Source organism: Cytophagales bacterium (genome assembly GCA_033344775.1).
Lineage (GTDB): Bacteria > Bacteroidota > Bacteroidia > Cytophagales > Cyclobacteriaceae > JAWPMT01.
In genome coordinates this window covers 365587-389309 of the sequence record JAWPMT010000004.1, presented here as the reverse complement: position 1 = coordinate 389309, position 23723 = coordinate 365587, and the positions used below count along the sequence as shown (strand labels likewise).

The window sequence follows — 23723 nt, the reverse complement described above, 5'->3', positions numbered from 1 at the left end:
GACGAAAGTCCAAAATCGAACATCCAGAATCATTGAAATCAATCTAACATAATTCATTCATGATAGATAACTTTTATAGCCTTTCGAATTCGAGAAGGAGAAACCTCTTGATCCTTGGATGTTTGATTTTATTCATAGCCGGCTGCCAAAACACTGGAAATCAGAATAGAGAAGAGGGCCAAGAGAAACCTGAAATAAGCTATGAGGACCGGATACCTCATATGCTGGATTATGATGTGAATGAAGCTGGTTTTCCCAGAAGCGTGGAACCGAATGGCAGCATCAGGAAGGTCAAGTCATCGGACTGGACCAGCGGTTTTTACCCAGGAAGCCTTTTATACCTCTACCGACTGACCGAAAATGAAGCCTACCTGGAAGCCGCTCAAAAATGGCTTCCTTTTAGTGCAATAGAACAAACGAATGATGGTACCCATGACATGGGGTTCAAAATCTACTGTAGCATCGGCAATGCGAATGAAATTGTGCCAGATTCGGCATGGCAGAAAGTCATCGTTAAAAGTGCAGCGACATTAAGTACCCGATTCAACGAAAACACGAGTTGTATCAAGTCCTGGGATTTTGGAGGCGATCGCTGGCAATTTCCGGTCATCATTGATAACATGATGAACCTTGAACTGCTGTTCGAGGCGAGTAAAATATCAGGGAACCAATCCTTTCATGACATTGCTGTGTCACATGCGGTTAAAACCATGGAAAACCATTTTCGTGAAGACCATAGCTCTTATCACGTCTTGGACTATGACCCCCAAACAGGGGAAATCTTGCAAAGATTGACCCATCAGGGAATCCATGCGAAATCTGTTTGGTCCAGAGGACAAGCCTGGGGGCTTTATGGATTTACGATGACTTATCGGTATACGGAGGATGCTCGTTTTCTGGACAAAGCAATAGCGATCGCAGATTTTATCATGAGTCTACCTGATATGCCCAAGGATAAAGTCCCTTATTGGGACATGAGTGACCCGAAGATTCCCAATGCTGTTCGTGATGCGTCGGCGGCGGCCATCACCGCTTCTGCATTATTGGAGCTTAATTCATTCATGCCAGGGAAGGGATACGGTGATTACGCGTTAAGTATTCTGAATTCATTAAACAGTGGGGCTTACGTGCTGCCCTCTGATGTAGAAGGACCTTTCATTCTTGATCATAGCACAGGTAATTATCCTGCAAAAGATGAATTAGACGTTCCGATCAATTATGCGGACTATTACTTTCTGGAGGCATTGTATCGATCCAAAACCGGGCAATTTTAGTATGGTATGCTGTCACTTCTTAATGACCTTGAATTCCTGTATTGAATGATTTTCATGAACCACATACAAGATGTACATGCCGGTCCTGAGGTGATCAGTACGCAATTGCGAGATTCCTGATAAGGGTGGCGCTATTTCTATAGAAATTAAAGCGCCAGCCGCATTAAATAACTTGATGTCCTGGATGGGCAATTCCGATTGGATCATTAAGTTTTGATTAAACGGATTTGGAAAGGTCACGAGGGTCACTTTTTGCTGTTCGGTATTCAAAACCTGATCAACGACAAATACAATGGTGACGGATGATTCGCTTCCATGATTGTCTACGGCAATCGCTTCCAATTCATAATTACCCGCTGGCATTTCAAAAAGCTCCGGGTCTAAACTTCCTTGCACTCCCCATGTATAGGGTGGGTTCAGTTCTGCTCTTTGAAAAGTGCCATTCAGGTACAGTCTCACTTCATCTATCTCACCGTCATTGTCTGTCGCATTCACATCGACCTGGACATTAGCGCCCTGCTCAAATACATCTTGTTGAGTGGGTTTATTAAATGAAACCTTTGGAAAATCATTGACGATTAGGTTTTGAGTTGCCTCTGTTACCAATCCGTCATTATCAGTTGCTACCAATCGAAGCGCGTACTCGCCACTGATTAATGAAGCCAGTGCAGATTCATTCTCCCATAGGAAAGGAGCTGCTGTGATGGTACTGACTAATACGTCATCAAAATAAAGAGAAGCAGAACTAATGGTGCCATCCGTATCTGATGCGGAAGCTTCTATTGTGACTGGTACTCCTGAAGGTACAACCTCATCATTCGAAGGACTGACGAAATTGATTGTTGGAGCTTTTCCGACGAAGGCTTTTACAGCATCAGTGGATACATTCCCGTCCTCGTCTGTGGCGGCTATTTTTAGTTCATAGGTACCTGGACTCAGGTTAAATAGATTAGGATCCAGATTTTGGTCTTGTCCCCATCGGTAGGGCGCACTGGTAAGCGTTCTTTGTTCAATACCATTGATATAAAGCACCACCGAAGAAACACTGCCATCGTCAGTTACATCCACCTCAACACTGAGATCACCGTTGATTTCAACTTCAACGCCGTAACCTGGCGCCAGCCAACTGATCTTCGGACCGGATTCAGCTAATCGAAGTTCCAGTTGTGCTTCAAAAAGAGATCGGGGACTTACCATTTGACCTTCCATCTGGTTAAGACCTTCATCCATGAAAGTGACCTCATTATTGGCTTGGAACCCTATGAAATTGGGATAGGCATAGGTGTTTCCATTCCTGATGATCGACCAAAAATCATAGGTTTTGGCTGTGGAAGATTTATGTCGGTAATTCCAAAAGGTGAAGTCTTGTCCGTGATGCGGGTAGCTGTCGTGTGGGCCACCATTTTGACTCATGACCCCTCCATCCACATCATCCATAAGGGTAGCATATGGCTGACCACTGTGACTGTCTACGGAAATATCTTCCAACATACTGTGTCGAAGGTAAACTGTATTGACCCCACTGTACCCGGTACCAGGGCCATGATGTTGTCCTGCCGGGTCTGAACAGTCTTTGACGAGCAAGCCATAACTTCTTCGGGTCAGAAACGAAGCATGACCTTTTTTGCCTGAGATCGTGACATTGGAGATCGTGACACCAATGGATTCTCGGACATCAATGCCTTGATTCCAACTGGAAAATTCACAGTTACGCACCCATCCATTCCTGATATGATTGAACTGCATGGCATTCCAGGCATAGTCATGGATATCGTCTTTGTGATGAACGAAATCTTCCGGATAATTAACCCAATCGCTAGTGAACAGGATGTCCTCAACACCCACTTCCTGCATGGTGCTATAGGGTTCAACCACATAAGGTTCTCTTAATGTAGGTAGGTCGGTCTGAACGGGATTGGTAAAGGTGATGCGCGTACCAGTGATTGATTTTATTTCATGCAACTCATAAACCCGCATACCCCCGGAACCAAAAAGTCGTGTCCATTGCGAGCTTAGCGGCAAATCGCCAAAGTGATGTTCAGCGAATTCCGGACTCTGGTGAGAGATCAAAACGACCTGACCTGTAGAGAAGCCCGAAGCTTCCTGTACGATGATCGAATGTTCACCCTGCGCAACCGGTTCGGTTATAAGTGTGGAGGAACCTGAATGGGTACTGACCGGATCAAAACTAAATTGCCAATGCCCGTTCTGGACACGCATCTCTTTCATGAAAATTTCTGTTCCACCCACTTCGGAACCACTTCCTTTGAGGACAATACTGTCTCTTGATATCCGAATGTATTCATTGGTGTTATTGTTGTCGCTCACCATAAACCGGCCGGAAGGAAAGAAGACAACCGCGGGACCAGTATGATCTTCCGCTGCATCAATGGCCGCCTGAATAGCATCATCGTCAAACCCATCATCATCCGCAATGGCGCCAAAATCAACGACATTGAAGTGCGTCCATCCATCAATGTTGGGAATCTCTTTTTCAGAAAAGTGATAGCCCGTGAAGGAGTAATCATTTAATTCAGGAATGATGCCATTGCTTTTATCGTCCAGGTAATCCTGCCATATTTCAGGAGTCTGGCCAAACAACAGAGCTTGATATAAAATACCGGTCAACAAGAACAACAGCTTCTTGATTGATGCATTCAGTTTTATGGTCACCATAATCTTCACTGTAAGATTTACTTAATGACTAATTTCTTCACAAACTCCTCACTGAAAGTTCCAGTTTGATCAATGTATCTTCCTTTCAGAATATAGGTCCCAGATGGAAACTCCTCCGTTTGAATGATCAATTCGGATTGATCGATTAGATGAATTTTAGAGTAAACGGGCTTACCATTCAGCTGAAAGATTTTGATCGATAAATCCCTTGTTCCAACTGGGAAGTTTTTCAATAAAACCCGAGCCTCGGTAGGATTGGGGTAAATGAGCATTTCGATTTCTTCCACAGGAGTATTGAGAATCACGGGATCAGCCGCCCTTTGATTGATGTCGATGGTTACAGATCCGGATTCTCCGCTGATGGTCACCGTCCCTGAACGTTCCACTTCTTCTTCGTTGGCACGGGTAAAGATGGAAAGGGAGGCATCTCCAGAGCCTTCTGTTAGGTCCGTGAAGATCCAGGTGTTGTCACTCACCGTCACTGTCCAATCCACATTGCTGGAAATCTTTACGAGTTGATCCTCTTCACCATTCCCGAAAAAGAGCAGGTCATCATTGACTGTAACATATTCGATCAGGTTGTCAAATAAGTAGCTTGGACCTGTGTTCATTTCATTTACATGGGGTTGCACCAAAACCGTAGCTGAAAACTCGGATGCACCAATGGCTCGATCAGAAATGGCTTCAGGTCTTGATGATTGCATCAGGTCAAGAAGGATCTCATGATCATATTCCAACCCTTCAAACAACGGAACTTCCGGAAAGCCATCTGTAGCATTAGCAAGCGCGGCGCTCTCTGATGCTGGTTGAAAAAAACCTTCACTATTCTCTTCTAGCAAGGGATCAGTTTCTGAAAGTCCGGACGATGGTCGATCTATTCCCAGCGTGCCAAAGGAAAGGTTTCCAACCCAAGTCTCCGTTCCGGTAGCTTGTTCAAAAAGCTCACTCTGAGGGTTAGCAAAAATGTTGTTGGCAATCGTGACGTTCGTAGGAGGGTTGGACCCACTGCCACCACCAAGAATCATGTCCGCCGAATTCACAATGGTGTTGAAATACACATGAATGTTGGACAAAGGATCAGAGGGATCATTTTGTAGGTAGATCGCACGTCGGTTGATTCCCTCGAAATAATTGTTGAAGATATAATGGTTGGACCCTTCTCTGACGCGGATGCCTCCCATGTTATTAATGAAGAAATTGCCGTAGACGATGGCTTCATCTCCATGACGAAGTACGAGTTCAGCTACAGGATTATTCTCGAAAGTGTTGTAACGGATGACATTCTGAGCGGCTTTATAAGAGATCAATTCTCCATCACCGTTGCAATTGGTAAAGTAGCAATATTCCACGAGCGTTCTGCTGTCGTATTCCGCTTGTGTGCTCACCCCGATTCTGATCGGCTCGATCCCTAAATCATTGCCAGTTCCGTCAAAATTTTTGAACGAACAATACTGGATTTTATGGAAGCCTGGTTCATCCCTATCCACTAGTATAGACAGGATGTTTTGATCGGCACGGTTGAGACGGTTTTCGAAATTGCTGTAGCTAATGGTAACCCTTCTTGCATCCTCATTGACAATCAAGTATTTATGGCAGGTATAATTCTGAATGTTGATGTGAGTAAACAATACATCACTGCTATTGATCGTGATGACGTGTAAGGTTGAAATGTTTCCTCCTATGTATTGGAAGCCTGAAAAAGTGGTGTGATCTGCATCAATGACCGCACGAGATAATCCAGTAAACATTACCGTGCCGTATGGCGCCGCTGTAACGATCAGTCCCTCCTTACTGATATCCATTCGGATGTCGGAATAGGTGCCTGCCTCCCAAACGATTGAATCTCCGGCACTTGCCTGGTCATGAGCCGCGTCAAATTCTTCTACAGAAGAGACATTGAACCGTGTTTGAGCACACAGAATCGTGGTTAATAGTAAAAGTGAAAGTTGAAACAGGTATTTCATTGCTAGTGAATTAATGGAACAGTGAGAACATGATGGTACTTTTAATATTGAGTCATAGTGTCTGAAACGTCATCAGTTGGATTCTGAGAAATTGACAACAAATGTCGTTTGCGATGCCACATTAAAACTGCTAATACCAATCAGACCAACATTATATTGCTATATTAGCAATAAATTGGTCGACCAATTACTAGTCGTCCATAAAAAATTAAATAATATTGGCAGTACACACTAATGTGCTGTTGGGTTAGACATTGTTTTTAATTGTAAATCATGGAAGAATTGATTCGAGGTAAGGTCGCTGGGTTCATGGGTTGCTCGTTGAAACCTCTTTGCTTTAGGTTAATCGCATTACTATTCATTTGGAGTGTGTTTGGTCATTTTACCAATGCACAAGAGCTAGACACAAGTGTCCCGCCTAGTGGTAATTTCGACCTTTCCTATTGGAAACTGACGCGACCCAATCAGCAAGAAGTCCCTGTTGATGTGTTATCAAACGGTTTCAACAGAGAAGGGGAGTTTTATACCGATCCCAATACTGGCGCCATGGTTTTCTGGTGTCCGAATGACGGGATGACAGGAGGGAGCACTTACCCTAGAAATGAGCTGAGGGAAATGATCCGGAGGGAAGATAATAGTATTCCCACACAAGGAATCAACGGGAACAACTGGGTTTTCTCTTCATCAACCATGGAAAACCAACAAGCGGCTGGCGGTGTAGATGGCGTCATGACTGCTACACTGGCAGTGGATCACGTGTCAGAGACTTCAGATGAGTTTCGTAAGGTTGGACGAACGATCGTGGGCCAAATACATGCTTCTGATGATGAACCTTGTCGATTGTATTATCGCAAATTACCTGGGCATACCAAAGGGTCCATTTATGTGGCGCATGAACCTACTACTAGTGCTGAGCAATGGTATGACATGATCGGTAGCCGAAGTGATGATGCCGAAGACCCGGAAGATGGAATTGCCCTTGGAGAGAAGTTTAGCTACGAGATCAAGGTCGTTTTCAACACCTTGACGGTAACGATCATGAGAGAAGGTAAAGAAGATGTGGTTCAGGAAATAGACATGACTGATAGTGGCTTTGCCAATGACTGGATGTACTTCAAGGCTGGAAACTATAACCAAAACAATGCGGGAGATGTCGATGAGTATGCACAGGTATCATTCTTCGCATTGGATGTATCACATTCAGCGCCTGTTCCCCCAACTGAGTATGCTGCTCCATCTGATATTCCAAGATTTCAGCCATTTCTGGCAGAATGTAAACTGCAAGCACCTACCAGTTCAACGCTGAGAGATAAAGATGCCTTGAATGATGGCTACACCCATCCTGAATATTTCTATGTTGTGGATGGTGATAAGATATTGTTCCATCAGTCAGGAGAAAGCATGCGCACAGAGCTTAGAAATGAGACGAATTGGGACCTCACCCAGGGTAATCGCTCTTTACATGGGAGAATTGATATTGTGGAGCAGACCTGTGATCAGGTCACTGTCATGCAAATCCACGATGATGCCAATGTCGGTGATGGACCCAATAAACCTTTATTAAGGATCTATAAACATCAGACGAAAGCGCCGGCCAATCACATCTGGGCAGCCATTAAGACTGATGACGGAGGTGTCAATACGACCCACATTGATCTAGGTGAAGATCCCGGAGGATACTTCAATTGTGATATCCGTTTGGTAGATGGCAACATGATCATCGACTTTGAAGGGGAGGAGAAAGTGAATATGGATGTTTCCTTCTGGACCTTCCCAAGCTACTGGAAGGCAGGGGTATATCTGCAAGACAATGGTGAGGCCACGGCACATTTTGATGAGTTGTTTGAAGAAAACGGCGAACAACAGAATCGATTTCCGTCCATAAGCATTACCTCTCCTGCGAACAACACCAATTTCGAGCCGGGTAGTGACATCACGATAACGGCAGAGGCAGAAGATTCAGATGGAACAATTACCAAAGTAGAATTCTTTGAAGGTGGTGATAATAAGATAGGAGAAGTTGCCTCAGCTCCATATTCATTTACCTTGACTGGATATGAGGAAGGTGCCTATACTTTCACCGCCAGAGCGACTGATAACGAAGGAGGTTCCAGAACATCGTTGAGTACGAATATCACGGTGAGTGTTCCTGTAGATGTGACCGGTGTGAACCTGGAAGAGATTGATGGAGCAGTTGCTATTGGAGGGATTTTACAACTGGAAGCGGCTATTTCACCTGCTGATGCGACGAATCAAATTGTCAATTTTGTTTCTGAAGATGAAAGTATTGCCACCGTAAGCGAAGATGGTTTAGTAACCGGAATTTCTGCGGGAACAGTTACCATAACGGTGACCACCGATGAGGGAGGGTACACGGATACGATGGTCATTCAGGTTCTGGCGCTATCAACGGAGTTAAATTGGGCATTAGGCCAACCCATTGTCGGTTCCGGTACTGCTGATGGAGCTAATGTGCCTGCCAATCTTGTAGATGGTGATACCGATTCAAGGTGGTCCGTCCGGGACTTTCCGCAATCAGCTACCGTGGACTTAGGGGGAGATATTGCCATTAGCCAGGTAGAGGTTGTATCCCATGAAGCACGCGCCTATCAGTTTACGATTGAAGGTTCTCTTACGGAAGACGGGACTTATTCGACACTGGTTGATAAATCTAATAACAGCGCACCTGGTTCGGTTGCAGCTCCAATAGTCGGCGCAATTGACAATGTTGTATCCAGGTTCATAAGAATTACAGTAACAGGAGCCCAGGATTATACTGGTCCCTGGGTCAGTCTGACAGAACTCCGCGTGTTTGGGGAAGGTGAGCGGGAAGAAGTGTTGGTGACCGGAGTTGTACTGGACCAATCAAGCATCGAGCTTTTGGAAGGAGAAACGCAGCAACTTACGGCCACCATTAGCCCTTCACATGCAACTAATAAAGCGGTTAGATTTAGCTCCAGTGATGCGTCTGTAGCCAATGTTGATGAGAACGGACTAGTAACCGCGATAACCGCTGGAACTGCCACCATTACAGTAACGACAGAGGATGGGGGATACATTTCAACCACAGAAATCATTGTAATAAGTACCATTTTAAATGCTATCCAGGACACAGAAGATGAGATCGTCTTTATGCCTAATCCTGCAAACGCAACTGTAAGTATTCAGGGAGCAGCGGAATATGATCGCCTCACGGTTTACGATCAGTCGGGAATGGTCATCATGAAAATTAACATCCCCGAAAGCAAGACACTAGATATTGGTGCCCTGAAAGCTGGAATTTATCTTGTAAAATTGGAAGGTAGGGGAACGATCCAAAGGTCTAGAATTATCAAGAGATAAGCCGTTGTTAGTAGATCTTAATTGCCTGGAATAAACAGCTACTCTCATTATAAAGAATTATTGTATTTAAATTCAATCTCGATGTTGGCTTAGTGCCTTGATTGCCAATCAGTTATAATTAAGGCTGTTTTTGCTTTACAATCGTTTGCGCAGAAGAAGATGTCAGAATTACGCATTATTAAGCACATTTTCTGAAGAAAGGTCCGCATTTGCTGATTTGACATTAATCTGATTCCGATTAAATTTGACTGACCATCATTTCATGATGACAGTTTAAATTGAGCATAGTATACGATGGAGCTACTTAATAGCTTTTCAAAGATAAAAGTCGAATCAACGCCGGATAAGATCATACGACAAATCAAGGACCTGATTTCGTCAGGCCAGATCAAGGCAGGTGATAAACTGCCCTCCGAACGTCGGATGTGTGAAAAATTGGGCGTAGGTCGAACCCATTTAAGAGATGCACTTCGCAAGCTTGAATTTTATGGTATCCTAAAAACACATCCTCAAAGCGGAACGGTGGTTGCGGGATTAGGTTTGCCAGCATTAGAAGGTTTGATCACGAATATGCTCAACCTGAATACGACAGACTTCAAATCGTTGGTGAATACAAGAACGATCCTTGAGAGACATGCCGCTATGCTTGCGGCAGAGAAGCGGACGGAACAAGACTTAAAGGAAATTGAAGAGGCACTGTTTGCTCACAAAGAAAAACTGATAAAAGACGAGTATGGCGTTGAAGAGGACCTTTTATTTCATATAAAAATTGCAGAAGCCAGTAAAAACACAGTGCTTAAATCTCTTATGTTGATCATCACGCCAGATATCCTGACTTATTTTAAGGAGCACGATGTTTGTGGTAACGGGAGGTCCAAAGGGGTTGATTTGCAACACGAAAAGCTACTTGAAAAAATCAGAATTCAGGATGTCGAGGGAGCCGGTCAAGTCATGACCGAGCACTTGAGAGACATCACTAATTTTGTGAATGAGCGCGAAGTTTAGACCTGAAAGTCCAGGCATTATTCATCAACATCGTTATTATCTTTCTAAGTCCTGAATTAATCAATTGTTGATTTGAATCAGTGGAATCAGCGGTGGTTAAATAGATACTACAAACCTTATTTTAGCCCATATATATTTAGTAAATTTAAAGGAGTCCTTCAAGGGGGGAATCTTGTACTTGCCAGCCAAAAAAAATTGCTAAAATGAACATGAGATTTGTGCCGAAACTGTTATTTCTGATGGGAATATCAGTATTATTCGGTTGTTCGAATAAACAACAGCATACAGAAAATTCGGAGGCTGATGAATTAGCCTATGCCAGTGATGTTATTCCGTTTTTTGAACATTGGAACCTGATATTGGGTGATGGTTCAAATGCTGGCCAGGCGATTAATTTTAATCATCAGGATTTCTTCTATACAACCAAACAGAGCTATGGAAATTGGGTGGTATTCAAAGCGCCGAATTCGGGAGATACACATGGCACTTCAAACAATACCAGAACGGAGCTGGCCCAACGAAAAAAGTGGTTGCCAACAACAGATGCAAAACTTACGGCTACGCTAAAAGTAATGCAAGTATCCGCTACTGGTGACGCTAGTGTAGCCGCATCTTATTCCGTTGTAGTAGGTCAGATTCATAGTGCGGACGGACATGAGAATGAACCGCTGAAGATTTTCTACAAAAAGTTTCCCGGGCACACCAAAGGATCTGTTTTCTGGCATTATGAGATCAATACAGCAGGAGAAGACAATAGTGGACGATGGGACTTTTCAACGGCCGTATGGGGTGATGACTTTTCTGTCGTTGGAGAAGACGGAGATACTTATCCTGATGAGCCCGAGGAAGGGATCGAGCTTGGTGAAGAATTTAGTTACGAAGTAGAAGTCAAGGATGGATTGATGCACCTGACTTTCAAAAGCCAAGGACATGAAACAAAGACCTTTACTAAAAACCTCATCAAATCGGTTTACACCGCGGCAGCAGATATCCCCAATCAAACGCGGGACTTATTCCTCTCAATTGGGCAAGATGGACTCGAACGAAGTAATGCCTATGCAGAGGAAGGGCTGTTTTTTAAATTGGGTGCTTATAATCAAACCAATGGCAAGTCGCCTGATGTAAATCCACTGTGGTGTTCCGCTGCTGATATTTATGGAGGCGATATTCGAAAACAATATGAAACGGGCAACTATGCTGAAGTATGGTTCAAAGAAGCGACCATCGTGGTGAGTGACGCTGCAATCTCTAATGAAGGTTATTTCATTAAGAACGATTGATGTCAATTTTGGTAGGATGATGTTTTGAAATCTTTTTACTGCTTGTCCGAGATTTTCAGGTATTCATCGATTGGGAATGAAGTTTTCCAGCATGCTTCACTATGAAATACTGAATTAAGGCTATCTTCATTGCACAAAGCTGCTGGGTCAACGATAACTTTCTTCAGATTCAGTCAGTTTTAAAGAGAGTGATCAGGAATTAGCCATCCTGATTGCTGGTATTGACAAATAATCGACCTGACATGTACATCGCCGCCATTCACCACAAGTGTGTAATTACATACGCCATTTCTGCATTTATCTTATTGTCATGTTTACCTGGAAGAACCCAGAGTTTTGAGCAGCAAATCGGGGTGATAGAAAAATACTGCAAGAAAATTGACAAGAACCTCACGGCTTTCAGCATACAGGAAATGAGGGGCTTTGAGTTTTCAAATCAAGGGAATGAGGCGACCAAGTTTTTCGACAATCAAGCATTGGTGAAGGTTGATGCGGCTGACTTTACGAAAGAATTTCGCCAGGAACGGGCATTTTATCTGCGGAAAGGAGAATTACTCATGATTGCTGAGGTCTATTACAAATACAACGCACCTATTGATCAGGATGAGGGTCGCGCCAGGATGATGGGATTAAAGAAATGGTATGACCCAGAGAAAACCAGAAAGACAACAAAAGTGTACTATTTCCAAAACGATGAGTTGATCGGTATGAAGGCTCGAGGAAAGTACCAGCCGCGATCTGAAGGAGATAATTATGACGAGTACGAAGCATATTTTTTGAAACTCACAGAATCCTACTTAAGCCCCGCTGAAAACAATGAGTGAATACCATTGCATTTTCTGGAAGAAAATGCAGCATTTATAAGAAAAAGCCTGATTGAATAGATGATTTACCGCCGTAAAATACAGGCCTTTTCCGGTTGTAAAGTGTTCGGTGATCTTCTATTTAGAAGAACAACTTCCTTTTGATCGAATATCTGCCCTCAATTGTCGGTTGAAACAAAAGAATTAAATTTTATTGGCTTGAATTTACCAAACACATGCAGATGATCTTAGATTTGTTGAAGCGTCTTTGAATGCTCCTTTCTCAACGTTAGGAACCATTGAATGGCGTTAAGCATACACCAACATAGACGAGATCAGCATGCCGTTAGAAAAGAACCCACTCACTGGGAATCAGAAGGCCATATGGCTGGAAGAACAACTATATCCCAACACCGCTGTTTATAATATTGGTGGATATAATCATGTCAAAGGGCGATTGGAGAGTGTCCGATTTAGAAAAGCAGCTCAACAGTTTTTTGCCGAAAATGACGCTTTTCGAACTCAAATACGTCTTTTTGAAGAAGAGCCCTATCAGGTTTTCCTACCTGAGATCGAAATTCCAATAGATGAAGTAGACTTTTCGGATCGGGATGATCCCTTTGCAGTGGCATTGGATTTTATGAAGGATGATTTCAAGAAACCGTTTGATCTTACGTCCTCGAATCTCTTGTTTCATTACTTGTTGTTGCATTTAGGCCCGAATGAATCCATTTGGTACATCAGGGCACATCATATCATGCTTGATGGCTGGGCGATATCCCTCATGGTAAATCGCGTATCAGACATTTATACGGCGATGAAGGAAGATGAGTCATATACATCCGACAAAATCTTCTCCTTTCAAGAGTTCATTTATGAGGACATCAAGTATGAAAAGTCTGAGCAATTTGCTGCTGCCAGATCTTTTTGGAAGAATAAAATATTTCCTCTGCCAGATTCACTGCTTCCATCCCCGGAAGGGGTGTATCAGCCGGGAGTAGCTCCGAAAGAAACGATATTCATCGATAGAAAAAAATACGCCAGAGTAATTGAAGCATGTACTGAACACAAGGTATCGGAATTTCACTTTTTCCTGGCAACAATATTCTTATACTTCAGTAAGATTTACCAAAAATACGATTGGGTGATTGGCATCCCGATCCTCAACAGGGGCAATTTCGCGGAGAAAAATACGTCTGGACTCTTTACTGGTATATCTCCACTGAGGTTGCAAGTTGAACCCGGACAGAACCTGCTCGACCTGATGAATTTGATCAAGTCCGAGCTCAGACAGAACTACCGGTACCAACGATTTCCTTTCAACGAGATCCAAAAGGATATAAAAAGTCATGCAACTGAATTGGAAGGGAATCTGATTGACATCACGTTTTCATTTGAGAAACATCGTTATACACCAACGATCGATGGTTCCCCTTCGAGAATCATTCCCCTTTCAGGAGGAGTGGGAGCGATGCCGCTTACTTTTTTCATCAGGGACTATCAGGACGATGAAGAGATAGCCTTTGATTTAAGTTATAATAAGCAATATGTGGAGGTAGATCAGGTCCGCCAAATACTTGGACATCTGAATCATCTGATTGACACGTTACCTGATTCGCTGGATACGTCTATTAGTGAAATAGCACATCTACCTAAAGCTGACAGGCATTTATTGCTGGAAACGTTCAACGAAACCGAAAAACCATTTCCAGGTGATCAGACGTTTGTTGATGCCTTTCAAGCTCAAGCTTCACTTTCACCCAAGAATACAGCGGTCTTTTTTCGTGATCAATCGTGGACTTATGGCACACTCAATGCCCATGCCAATCGACTTTGTCATTATTTGCAAGAGCTGGAAATCGGACCGGGAGATTTTGTTGGTGTCTGCATGGATCGTAGCTATGAATTGCTGGTAGGAATTCTTGGCGTCTTAAAATCAGGAGCAGCCTTCGTGCCCATGGATGCTTCAAAGCAAGGTGATCGCCTTTCGTCAGTGATTGAAGATGCTTCGCTTGAATTGCTACTCACCCAATCTCATTTGGTTGGTCAGTTGAATGTTGCCAACCTGGACTTATTGATGTTGGACGAAGGAGAAATTACTGATGATTGGCTGGAAGGCTATGAGTCAACCGACCCTGAATCCTCAATTGATCCGAGCGAAGTAGCTTATGTGATCTATACTTCAGGTTCTACGGGACGACCTAAGGGATGTGTCTTGCAGCATCAGAATCTCCGTAATTATCTGAATTGGGCCAGTGATTACTATTTCAATGATGGCGTAGCAGGGAATTTCGGCCTATTCACTTCCATAAGTTTCGACCTTACCCTGACCAGTATCTTCAGCCCTTTGTCACGGGGCAAATCCTTATCCATTTTTCCAATGGATACTGGGGTAGATGAAATTTTAGGAGCGGTATTTAGTGCTGACACTCCTATTGATACGGTGAAACTTACGCCTACCCACATTTCGCTGATCCCGGAAATGAAGGAGAGCAATGTACGGGTCGTGATCACCGGCGGAGAGCAATTGAAACGAACGCACACGTCGAAGTTATGGTCCATTAACCCTGACTTGTGCATTGAAAATGAATATGGGCCAACGGAGACCACCATTGGCTGTATTGCCGGACCGGTTTCTAGCGAAGGGCTCATTGATATAGGAAAACCCATCGACAACACCAGGATCTATATCCTAAATCAGCATAGAGAGTTAGTGCCTGTTGGGATGGATGGGGAGATATGTATCGCAGGAATTGGAGTAGGAGCCGGATACCTCAATCAAGAAGAGATCACGAATCAAAGGTTCGTGGAAAGTCCATTTGTGCCCGGGGAAAAGATTTATTGTAGTGGAGACAAAGGCCGATGGTTACCAGATGGTCGCATCGTTCTGAAGGGGCGTATCGACGATCAAATCAAAATCAGAGGCTACCGCATCGAACCTGGCGAAGTTGAACATCATTTGTGTACCCATGAAAGTGTATTGGATGCCGTAGTAATGGCGATGCCGGACCGCTTAGGAGAGAGTGCTGAATTGTTTGCCGTTGTGGTTACAGAGGAGGAAGCATTGACCTCTACAACAATGCATTTAGAGATGAAGCATCGACTACCGGACTACATGGTGCCGAATCGTTTTTCTTTCATCAAACAATTGCCACTCACCAGCAACGGCAAGACAGATAAAAGAGCGTTGGCAGAATTGTATGCTAATCTGGACAGTGACTCGGTTGAATTAGAACTTCCCGCTACTCAAGAAGAACAAGTGTTATTGGATATCTGCCGGAGTGTATTGAATCATGCACACATCGGGATTTCCGATCATTTCTTCCACATCGGAGGGGATTCTATCAAGGCCATTCAGATCAAGTCGAAGCTTCAGAATAAGCAGTATGAAATTGGTTTGAGAGAAATCTTTGATTTCCCGGTCCTAAGAGATCTGGCAAAACAAATGAGGACTTTGCAACGCGTACCAGATCAGTCTTTGATCCAAGGGGCTGCTCCACTTACACCCATCCAAAAAGAGTTCTTTAGTTGGAAATTAACTGCCGCGCATCACTACAATCAATCGGTATGGCTGGATATTCCCGAAGGTATTGATTTTGAAGGGCTACAGTTGATGCTCAACCACTTGTTAACACATCACGATGGGTTGCGTTTGGTTTTTGATGGCGACAGCCAAGTGAACGGCGGGATAGAGCATCCATTCGTATTAGAATGGATTGATCTTAAAAAAGAAACCGAGCATCAAACAACTGAAGAAATAGAAGCCAAAGTTCATGCATTACAGCAGAGCATTGACTTAAAAAACGGTCCTCTGATCAAGGCGGCAGTTTTCGAGACCGACGAAGACAGACGGTTGTTGATGGTCGTACATCACCTGATCGTTGACCTGGTTTCATGGAGAATTTTGACGCAAGACCTGGCGACACTTTACCAACAGCATCATAAAAGTCAATCTTTTGAACTACCGCTCAAGACGGATGCTTATCTGTTCTGGGCAGAAAAGTTGATTCATGAAATAAGTATACCCGAAAAAGAGCTGGATTATTGGAAGAAACTGGAACAAGCTGAGCTAGATGTATTGGTGCCCGATCATGATTCTGTTGATTACCTCAGCAAGGACACCCGGTCAGTTTCTTTTCAATTGTCAACAGCTACGACTGAAAAACTCCTATTTGAAGCCCATCATGCTTACAATACACAAATCAATGACCTGTTGCTTTCGGCATTGTCCCTTGCATTAGCGTCACAATTTGATGTGCATCGAATAATCCTGGCGATGGAAGGTCATGGCAGGGAGGCTATCCCAGATGAAGTAGATGTGAGTCGAACAGTAGGCTGGTTTACTAGTATTTTCCCGGTGGTGCTGGAAGCAACAAGCAAATCGGAAGACAGGTCTCATCATCAGCTCATTACAACGAAGGAAATGCTACGGAACATCCCTAATCATGGGGTGCATTATAATATTCTGAAATGGAATGAAAACCATGCGTTTGAAACCAAACTGACACCTCAGATCAGCTTCAATTTCTTTGGGCAATTGGATAATGAGTCCGGTGATTTTAGGATCTTATCGGCCGCTGCTGGTTCTCAAAGTATTCACAATCAGTGCCAATATGAATTGGACGTCTCCGGATTTATCAGCGATAACCAATTGGCGCTGACCATATCCTACTGTAAGGCGCGCTTTGATCAGGAAACGATGCAATCCCTGATGCAATCCTATCAGCAGCATTTAGAAGATTTGATCACCTTTTGTGTGTCGGTTGATCAACAAGTAGCAACTCCTAGTGATTATACCTTCTCCCAGCTTAGCTACGATCAATTAGAAATGGTCAATCATCAGTTCACTGGTGAAGTGGAAGATATTTATTCCCTCACACCGCTGCAGGAAGGCATCCTTTTTCATGAATTGTACGAACCTTCGGCAGGGGCCTATTTTGGCCAAATGAGCTATAAGCTTAAAGGAGATCTGAATTTGGAGCGGGTGGAATGGGCCTACAATGTGTTGATGCAGCGGCATGAGGCTTTACGTGCAGGATTCATTTTTAAAGATTTTGATCAACCCTTACAGGTTATTGCCAGGAGCCGAAACATTGAATTTAAGTTCAGAAACCTGATCGATGAAGGCGTTACTATTGAGGAGCAATCACAGGTTATAACAAGGTATAAACAGGAGGACCAACGACGAGGATTTGACCTGGCCAGTGATGTGCTCATGCGGATCATGGTATTTGCCTGTTCTAACCAGACCTATCAGGTGGTTTGGAGCCATCACCATATCATTACTGATGGTTGGAGTAATGCACTCCTGATGAAAGAATGGATCGCAATTTATCAAGAAGGTTTTGTTGATTCCTTACCTGAAGTGAAGCCATTTAAAACCCACTTGAGATGGCTCGAACAGAACGAGGCGGATTTGGCGCTGGGTTACTGGGAAGCTTACCTGAAAGATTACCGACAACATTTGACGATACCTGGTAAAAAGCCATTGAACAGCGAACAATATGATAATCGCAAGTATGAACTTACCTTGAGTGATTCCGTAACTGCGGAATTGAAGAAGGTTGCTGCTGATCATCATGTTTCGCTCAATACCGTGATGCAGACCTTATGGGGCGTACTGTTGACCAGGTACAATTTGGTGAATGATGTGGTTTTTGGGGCAGTTGTGTCGGGGAGACCTCCGGAACTGGAAGGTGCCCAGGAAATGGTCGGACTCTTCATCAATACGGTTCCGGTTCGGATCAATTTTGGAAAGGAAGATACCCTTGAAGAGTTATTACTCCAGGTGCAGGAAAAGTCCCTTTCGAGTACACCTTATCACTACACGGCGCTTTCTGAAATTCAGCAGCGCTCAGAGATGGGTAATGCACTGATCGATCAAATCCTGATATTCGAAAACTATCCGATTGAGGATCAGTTATTCAAAGCACTTGCCGGTACATCAGATAAGCAGACATCAGCAGGATTTACGCTAGATGGTCACTTCGAATTCCTGGAACAGACCAATTACGATTTGAATCTGGTCATGATCCCTAGCGATCAATTGACCATCCAATTCAAATACAATGGGGCATGTTTTGAGGAGAAAGACATTGAGCAGGTGGCAAGAAATCTGGAGTATTTGGTTACCGGTGTGTCAGGTATCCTGCGTTTTCCGGTACATAATATTCCGATCATAACCACGAAAGATGAGACCTTACTGAAGTCATTCAATGGGCGATTGGCGGATTACCCGGTTGATCAAACGCTGGTTGCGCTCTTTGAAAAACAGGTGGCTCAGTCGCCAGAGGCAATTGCAGTCGTAGCAGGTGAGACTAGTTTGACCTATCGATCGCTTAATGAAAAAGCGAATGGACTGGCTGCTTTATTGATCAATAATCATGACATCCTGCCGGACCAGGTGGTTGCGATCATGTCCGATCGCAGTGAAGTGGAGATCATAGGGCTTTTGGGTATTCTGAAGGCAGGAGGGGCATATCTCCCAATTGATCCCAATACCCCTGAAAGGCGGTTAGAATACATACTTGACGATAGCGAGGCCAAGCTCTTATTGACGGATAAGATCATGCCTGAGAAGCTTGACCGAATGGTTAACATACCTCAGGTAACAATACAGCCTCAACTTTTCAATGAGCCTCAAAATCCGACCAAAAAGATTGGAGCGGACAATCTGGCATACGTCATTTACACCTCTGGTTCAACCGGCAAGCCCAAGGGAGTCATGGTAGAACATCGGGCCATTCTTAATCGGCTATATTGGATGAAAGATGAGTTCAATTTGACCTCAGAGGAAGTCTTTCTTCACAATACACCGTACACTTTTGATGCTTCTTTGACGGAATTGTTCATGCCACTGCTGGTTGGCGCTCGCTTGTGCATACTGCCGGGAGGAGAGGAACGAGACTTAGAGGCTCTCACCCTGACCATTCAAGAACACGGGGTAACACATCTCAAGGTGGTTCCTACGATGGTTGCTGCATTGAACGAATATTATCAGGAGAAAGAACAACCCTCAGACTTATCTTCTCTGAAATTCATGTACACTGGAGGTGAGGCCATTACCCAACGCCAGGTGTCTGAATTTTACCAATACATCGGACATCCCTATGATATCTCACTCATCAATACGTATGGCCCGACCGAAGCAGCAGTGACTGTGGCCTATTTTGATTGCAGTAAGAGTGAAGAATATCCCTATGTTCCAATTGGTAAGCCGATTGCGAACGTGTCGTTGTATATTCTCGATACCTCAAAAAACATTCAACCCATTGGTTCTCCGGGAGAATTGTGTGTTTCCGGTATCAACCTGGCTAGAGGATACCTTAATCAAGCTGGGTTGACGGAAGAGCAATTCATCAATCATCCTTTTGAGGAAGGGCAGAAGCTTTACAAAACAGGTGACCTGGCAAGGTGGTTGCCAGATGGAAATATCGAGTTTCTGGGCCGAATTGATGATCAGGTAAAAATCCGTGGTTATCGGATTGAAATAGGAGAAATCGAACATTCCTTGACGAGTTATCCGGATATCAAGGAAGCCTCCGTTCAATTAAAGGTCGAGGCAGGTGGAGAGAAAATCCTGTTCGCAGGGATCGTTGCAAATAAGGATGTGATTGATCTGCGGGAATTAACTGGCTTTTTGAAAGAAAGCCTGCCACTGTACATGATTCCTGGACAATTTGCAGTCCTTGACGCTTTGCCCCTGACCTCCAATGGGAAGGTCAATAAGCAGGCATTGCTTAAGATGGAAAGCTTACAAAATGGTACTCCGATTGCCAAAACAAGTCCTAATTCCAGGATAGAGCAGCAGTTGGTTGAAATCTGGTCGGAGGTCCTTGAGCGACAACCTTCTCGTATCAATGTGACGGATCATTTCTTTGCGGTAGGGGGACATAGCCTTAAAGCGACGCGTGTCGTATCACGAATACATCGGGACATGGGGCTTGATATATCGATTCGAGAAATTTTTGAGTACCCGACCATACGAGAATTGGCCGTTCAATTGTCCACCAGACAATCCAAGGAGTTTTTGGCCTTGGAACCGATACAAAAGCAGGCAAATTATCCTGTTTCCAATGCCCAGAGAAGACTTTGGATACTTGATCAATTGGAAGGACAGACCGGTCTTTATCACATGACCTCAACCTTCTTGTTGAAAGGTCATATCCATGTAGAAGCATTTAGTCAGGCATTAAGTGCCCTGGAACAGCGTCATGAAACCTTAAGAACAACATTTGAGCGAATTGAAGGCAAGCCTGTTCAAATCGTGCATGATACCGTCGGACTCAAGCTGGAATACCTGGATTACAGTAACGAATCCAATGTGGATGAATTGCTTGATCAGGTTGAAGAACAAGACATGCAATTGCCATTCAGTTTGTCAAAAGCACCTTTGCTAAGGGTCAAATTGATCAAATTGAATGTCGAGAAAGCGAATTCATCAAAAGCGTACGATTTCGCCCTATTTTTCAATATCCATCACATCATCGCGGATGGTTGGTCCACAGAAGTGATTGCCAAAGAGTTGATGGTGTACTATCAAGCCTTTGTGAATGAAGATTCGCCTGTTCTGCCAGCATTAAGAGTCCAGTACAAGGACTATTCCAGCTGGCAGAATGAATTGCTAGAGGGCGAGTACGCGAATGTTTTAAAAAATTACTGGCACGAAAAACTTGCCGGAGACCTCCCGGAATTGCGCCTGCCTTATAAACAAGCCAGGAACAAGGTAAAGAGCCATAATGGGACTATCGCCAGGTTCTTGTTAAATGACGAAATAAATCAGGACCTGGAAGCACTTGCCCAGCGGTTGGACGTGAGTCTGTTCATGACACTTACGGCTGTGGTTAAAGTGTTATTGCATCGTTACAGTGATCAGGAAGACATTATTGTTGGATCCGCTGTTGCCGGACGAGAGCATACTGATTTGGAAAACCTCATTGGCTTTTTCGTCAACACGCTGGCCATACGGACTAAAATCGACCCTACTCAGAAGTTCGAAGCTTTTGCCAATGACATCAAGGCGAACATTACCGGGGCGCTGGATCATCAACTGTATCCGTTTGATGTGCTCGTGGAGGAGTTGGTAGAAGATCGTGACAGAGGTCGAAATCCAATATTTGATGTAATGGTCACGTTGGTAGGCGATAAGGAGATTGAGCTACCGTTTGATCAGGTGGAGGTTTCGCAACAGGCATTCAGTACGAAATACAGCAAATTCGACCTTACCTTCCAATTCAGTGAGCACAAGAACGGCCTGCAACTTGAACTAGAATACAATACAGATCTGTTTGAGTCAGAGACCATCGATCGGATGTTTGAACACTTTGTCCAGTTATGTGGTGAGGTAATCAAAGCGCCTGAAACGACGATAGGACTTCTGAATATCATCTCAGCGGAAGAGCGTCAAGTATTGCTGACAGATTTCAACGATACTCAGCAGTCGGTATTTGAGGTGATGCTTAGTCAGATTGAGCGTCATGCGTTGGAAAATCCGAATGGTCTTGCCCTTGCTTCTTCGGAAGGTGACCTGACCTATGCGGACTTCAATGCAAAGGCCAATCAACTGGCGCACTACCTGATAGAACAGGAGATTGGTTCTGGAGATAAGGTCGGTGTGTTCATGCAACGCGGACCAGCCTTGTTGATCAGCCTGTTGGGGATACTCAAGACCGGAGCCGCATTTGTGCCGTTAGATCCCGAACAGCAAAGCGAGCGGTTGTCCTACATGGTCGCGAATGCTGAGATTGAATTGATGCTCGTGCAGGATCATTTGATTGACCAATTGGAATTATCCGCGCTGGATATCATGGTGCTCGATGATCAAATTTTGGAGCCAGACTGGTTACCGGAATATGAGCGAGTTAATCCAGAAGTTGAAATTGAGAAGAATTCAGTTGCTTATGTGATTTACACCTCTGGATCTACAGGGAAGCCCAAAGGTTGTAAGGTCAGTCATGATAACCTCAACAACTATGTACAGTGGGCGGATCAATACTATTTTGGAGCTGCCGAACATGGTCATTTTCCGTTGTTCACGCCTTTAAGTTTCGATCTTACACTGACCAGTATTTTCTGTACGCTCACTCGTGGGAAAACCCTGTCGATCATGGATCCGTCATGGTCTCAGGATGAAGTGTTGCGACATTGTTTCGATCCAGCTTCACCAATTGATGCGATCAAACTTACACCTGCCCATATTAGCCTTTTACAAGGCCTAAACCTGACTCAGACCAACATCAAGACAGTCATCATTGGTGGTGATCAATTGAAATCATCCCATGTGGATACTTTGGTTGCTTTGGGTGATAATCTAAGGATTTACAATGAATATGGCCCTACAGAAACCACCATTGGTTGTGTAGCATCTGAGGTGCACCAGGGGCAGTCAATTACGATCGGGCAACCGATCGCGAATACTTATGCCTACGTACTAGATGAAGCACTCAATCCGTTGCCAATAGGCGGAGTTGGAGAGCTGTACATTGGTGGTGCCGGAGTAGGGCAGGGTTATCAAAATAATGAAGAAGCCACATACGGACGATTCATAGACAATCCTTTTGCAGAGGAAGGCCGAATCTATCGTACGGGTGATTTGGCGAGCTGGTCTGCAGACGGAACACTTGATTGCCTTGGCAGGAAAGATGACCAGGTGAAAATTCGAGGATATCGGATTGAACTAAGTGAAGTAGAGTTCCACGTACAGCAATTGAATCAGATCCGTGATAATGTAGTGCTCGCCATCGAAAACGGTGAACAAAAGGAACTCCACGCTTATATCGTATCAGAGCAGGCTGAACTGGATTTGATTGAGATACAGAATAATCTCAGACAAACCTTGCCTGAGTACATGATTCCTGCTCGGTTCCATGAGGTCGAAAAAATTCCCTTGACACCAAATGGGAAAGCAGACAAAAAGGCCCTTTTGCGTATCAGTAGTGTTGCTTTAGCCGCAAATGACACTTATTTGGCGCCTGATACACTCGAAGAAAAGCTGCTCGCATCGGTTTGGGCGAATGTGCTCAAACATGAAAAGGTTAGTCTGCATGATAATTTCTTCTACATCGGCGGAGACTCTATCAAGGCCATACAAATAGCCTCTCACATACAGGAAAAAGGATATGAACTGACCCTTCGGGACATGTTTGACCACCCCACTTTGAAAGACCAGTCATATGCGATGCGTAAGACCCAACGTGTATCAGAGCAGGGAGAGATAAAGGGAGAACTGCCATTGACACCTATTCAAAGCACATTTTTTGAATGGGAATTGGAGGATCCGCATCATTTCAACCAGGCAGTGATGATCCAGTTGCCCGAAGGCATTGACGCTGAAGCCTTGAACAAGATGTTTGGACATCTGCAGCGTCACCATGATGCGCT

The 23723-nt window shown here is 44.1% G+C and carries 8 protein-coding genes (1 of these 8 running past the window's edge); 6 read left to right on the top strand and 2 right to left on the bottom strand.

Features of this window, described 5'->3' with window-relative positions; genetic code table 11:
• Positions 1 to 59 precede the first annotated feature (59 nt).
• Positions 60 to 1274 (top strand): glycoside hydrolase family 88 protein, encoded by a 1215-nt coding sequence (locus R8G66_10445; GenBank protein MDW3192778.1) that lies wholly within the window; start codon positions 60 to 62, stop codon positions 1272 to 1274.
• A 12-nt stretch (positions 1275 to 1286) separates the two neighbouring features.
• On the opposite strand, the gene R8G66_10440 is transcribed toward R8G66_10445, so the two are convergent.
• The gene (locus R8G66_10440; GenBank protein ID MDW3192777.1) at positions 1287 to 3950 is read right to left on the bottom strand and encodes a DUF4955 domain-containing protein; all 2664 of its coding nucleotides are present in this window, start codon (positions 3948 to 3950) and stop codon (positions 1287 to 1289) included.
• Between the two features lie 17 nt (positions 3951 to 3967).
• Positions 3968 to 5914 carry a chondroitinase-B domain-containing protein gene (locus R8G66_10435; GenBank protein MDW3192776.1) on the bottom strand — a complete coding sequence of 649 codons (1947 nt, stop codon included), beginning with the start codon at positions 5912 to 5914 and terminating at the stop codon, positions 3968 to 3970.
• Between the two features lie 273 nt (positions 5915 to 6187).
• On the opposite strand from R8G66_10435, the gene R8G66_10430 reads away from it, so the two are divergent.
• The 5 genes from R8G66_10430 to R8G66_10410 form a co-directional block, all read left to right on the top strand.
• Positions 6188 to 9256 carry a polysaccharide lyase family 7 protein gene (locus R8G66_10430; GenBank protein ID MDW3192775.1) on the top strand — a complete coding sequence of 1023 codons (3069 nt, stop codon included), beginning with the start codon at positions 6188 to 6190 and terminating at the stop codon, positions 9254 to 9256.
• 294 nt (positions 9257 to 9550) lie between these two features.
• Positions 9551 to 10261 (top strand): FadR/GntR family transcriptional regulator, encoded by a 711-nt coding sequence (locus R8G66_10425; GenBank protein ID MDW3192774.1) that lies wholly within the window; start codon positions 9551 to 9553, stop codon positions 10259 to 10261.
• Positions 10262 to 10500: 239 nt separating this feature from the next.
• Positions 10501 to 11541: a polysaccharide lyase family 7 protein gene (locus tag R8G66_10420; protein ID MDW3192773.1), complete on the top strand. Its 1041-nt coding sequence runs from the start codon at positions 10501 to 10503 to the stop codon at positions 11539 to 11541.
• Between the two features lie 242 nt (positions 11542 to 11783).
• A complete protein-coding gene (locus R8G66_10415; GenBank protein ID MDW3192772.1) occupies positions 11784 to 12365 on the top strand; it encodes a hypothetical protein in 582 nt (193 codons plus the stop codon).
• 319 nt (positions 12366 to 12684) lie between these two features.
• Positions 12685 to 23723, top strand: the 5' portion of a protein-coding gene (locus tag R8G66_10410; protein ID MDW3192771.1) for an amino acid adenylation domain-containing protein. It continues 4492 nt past the right edge of the window; the window shows 11039 of its 15531 coding nt (coding positions 1–11039); it begins with the start codon at positions 12685 to 12687; its stop codon lies beyond the right edge, outside the window.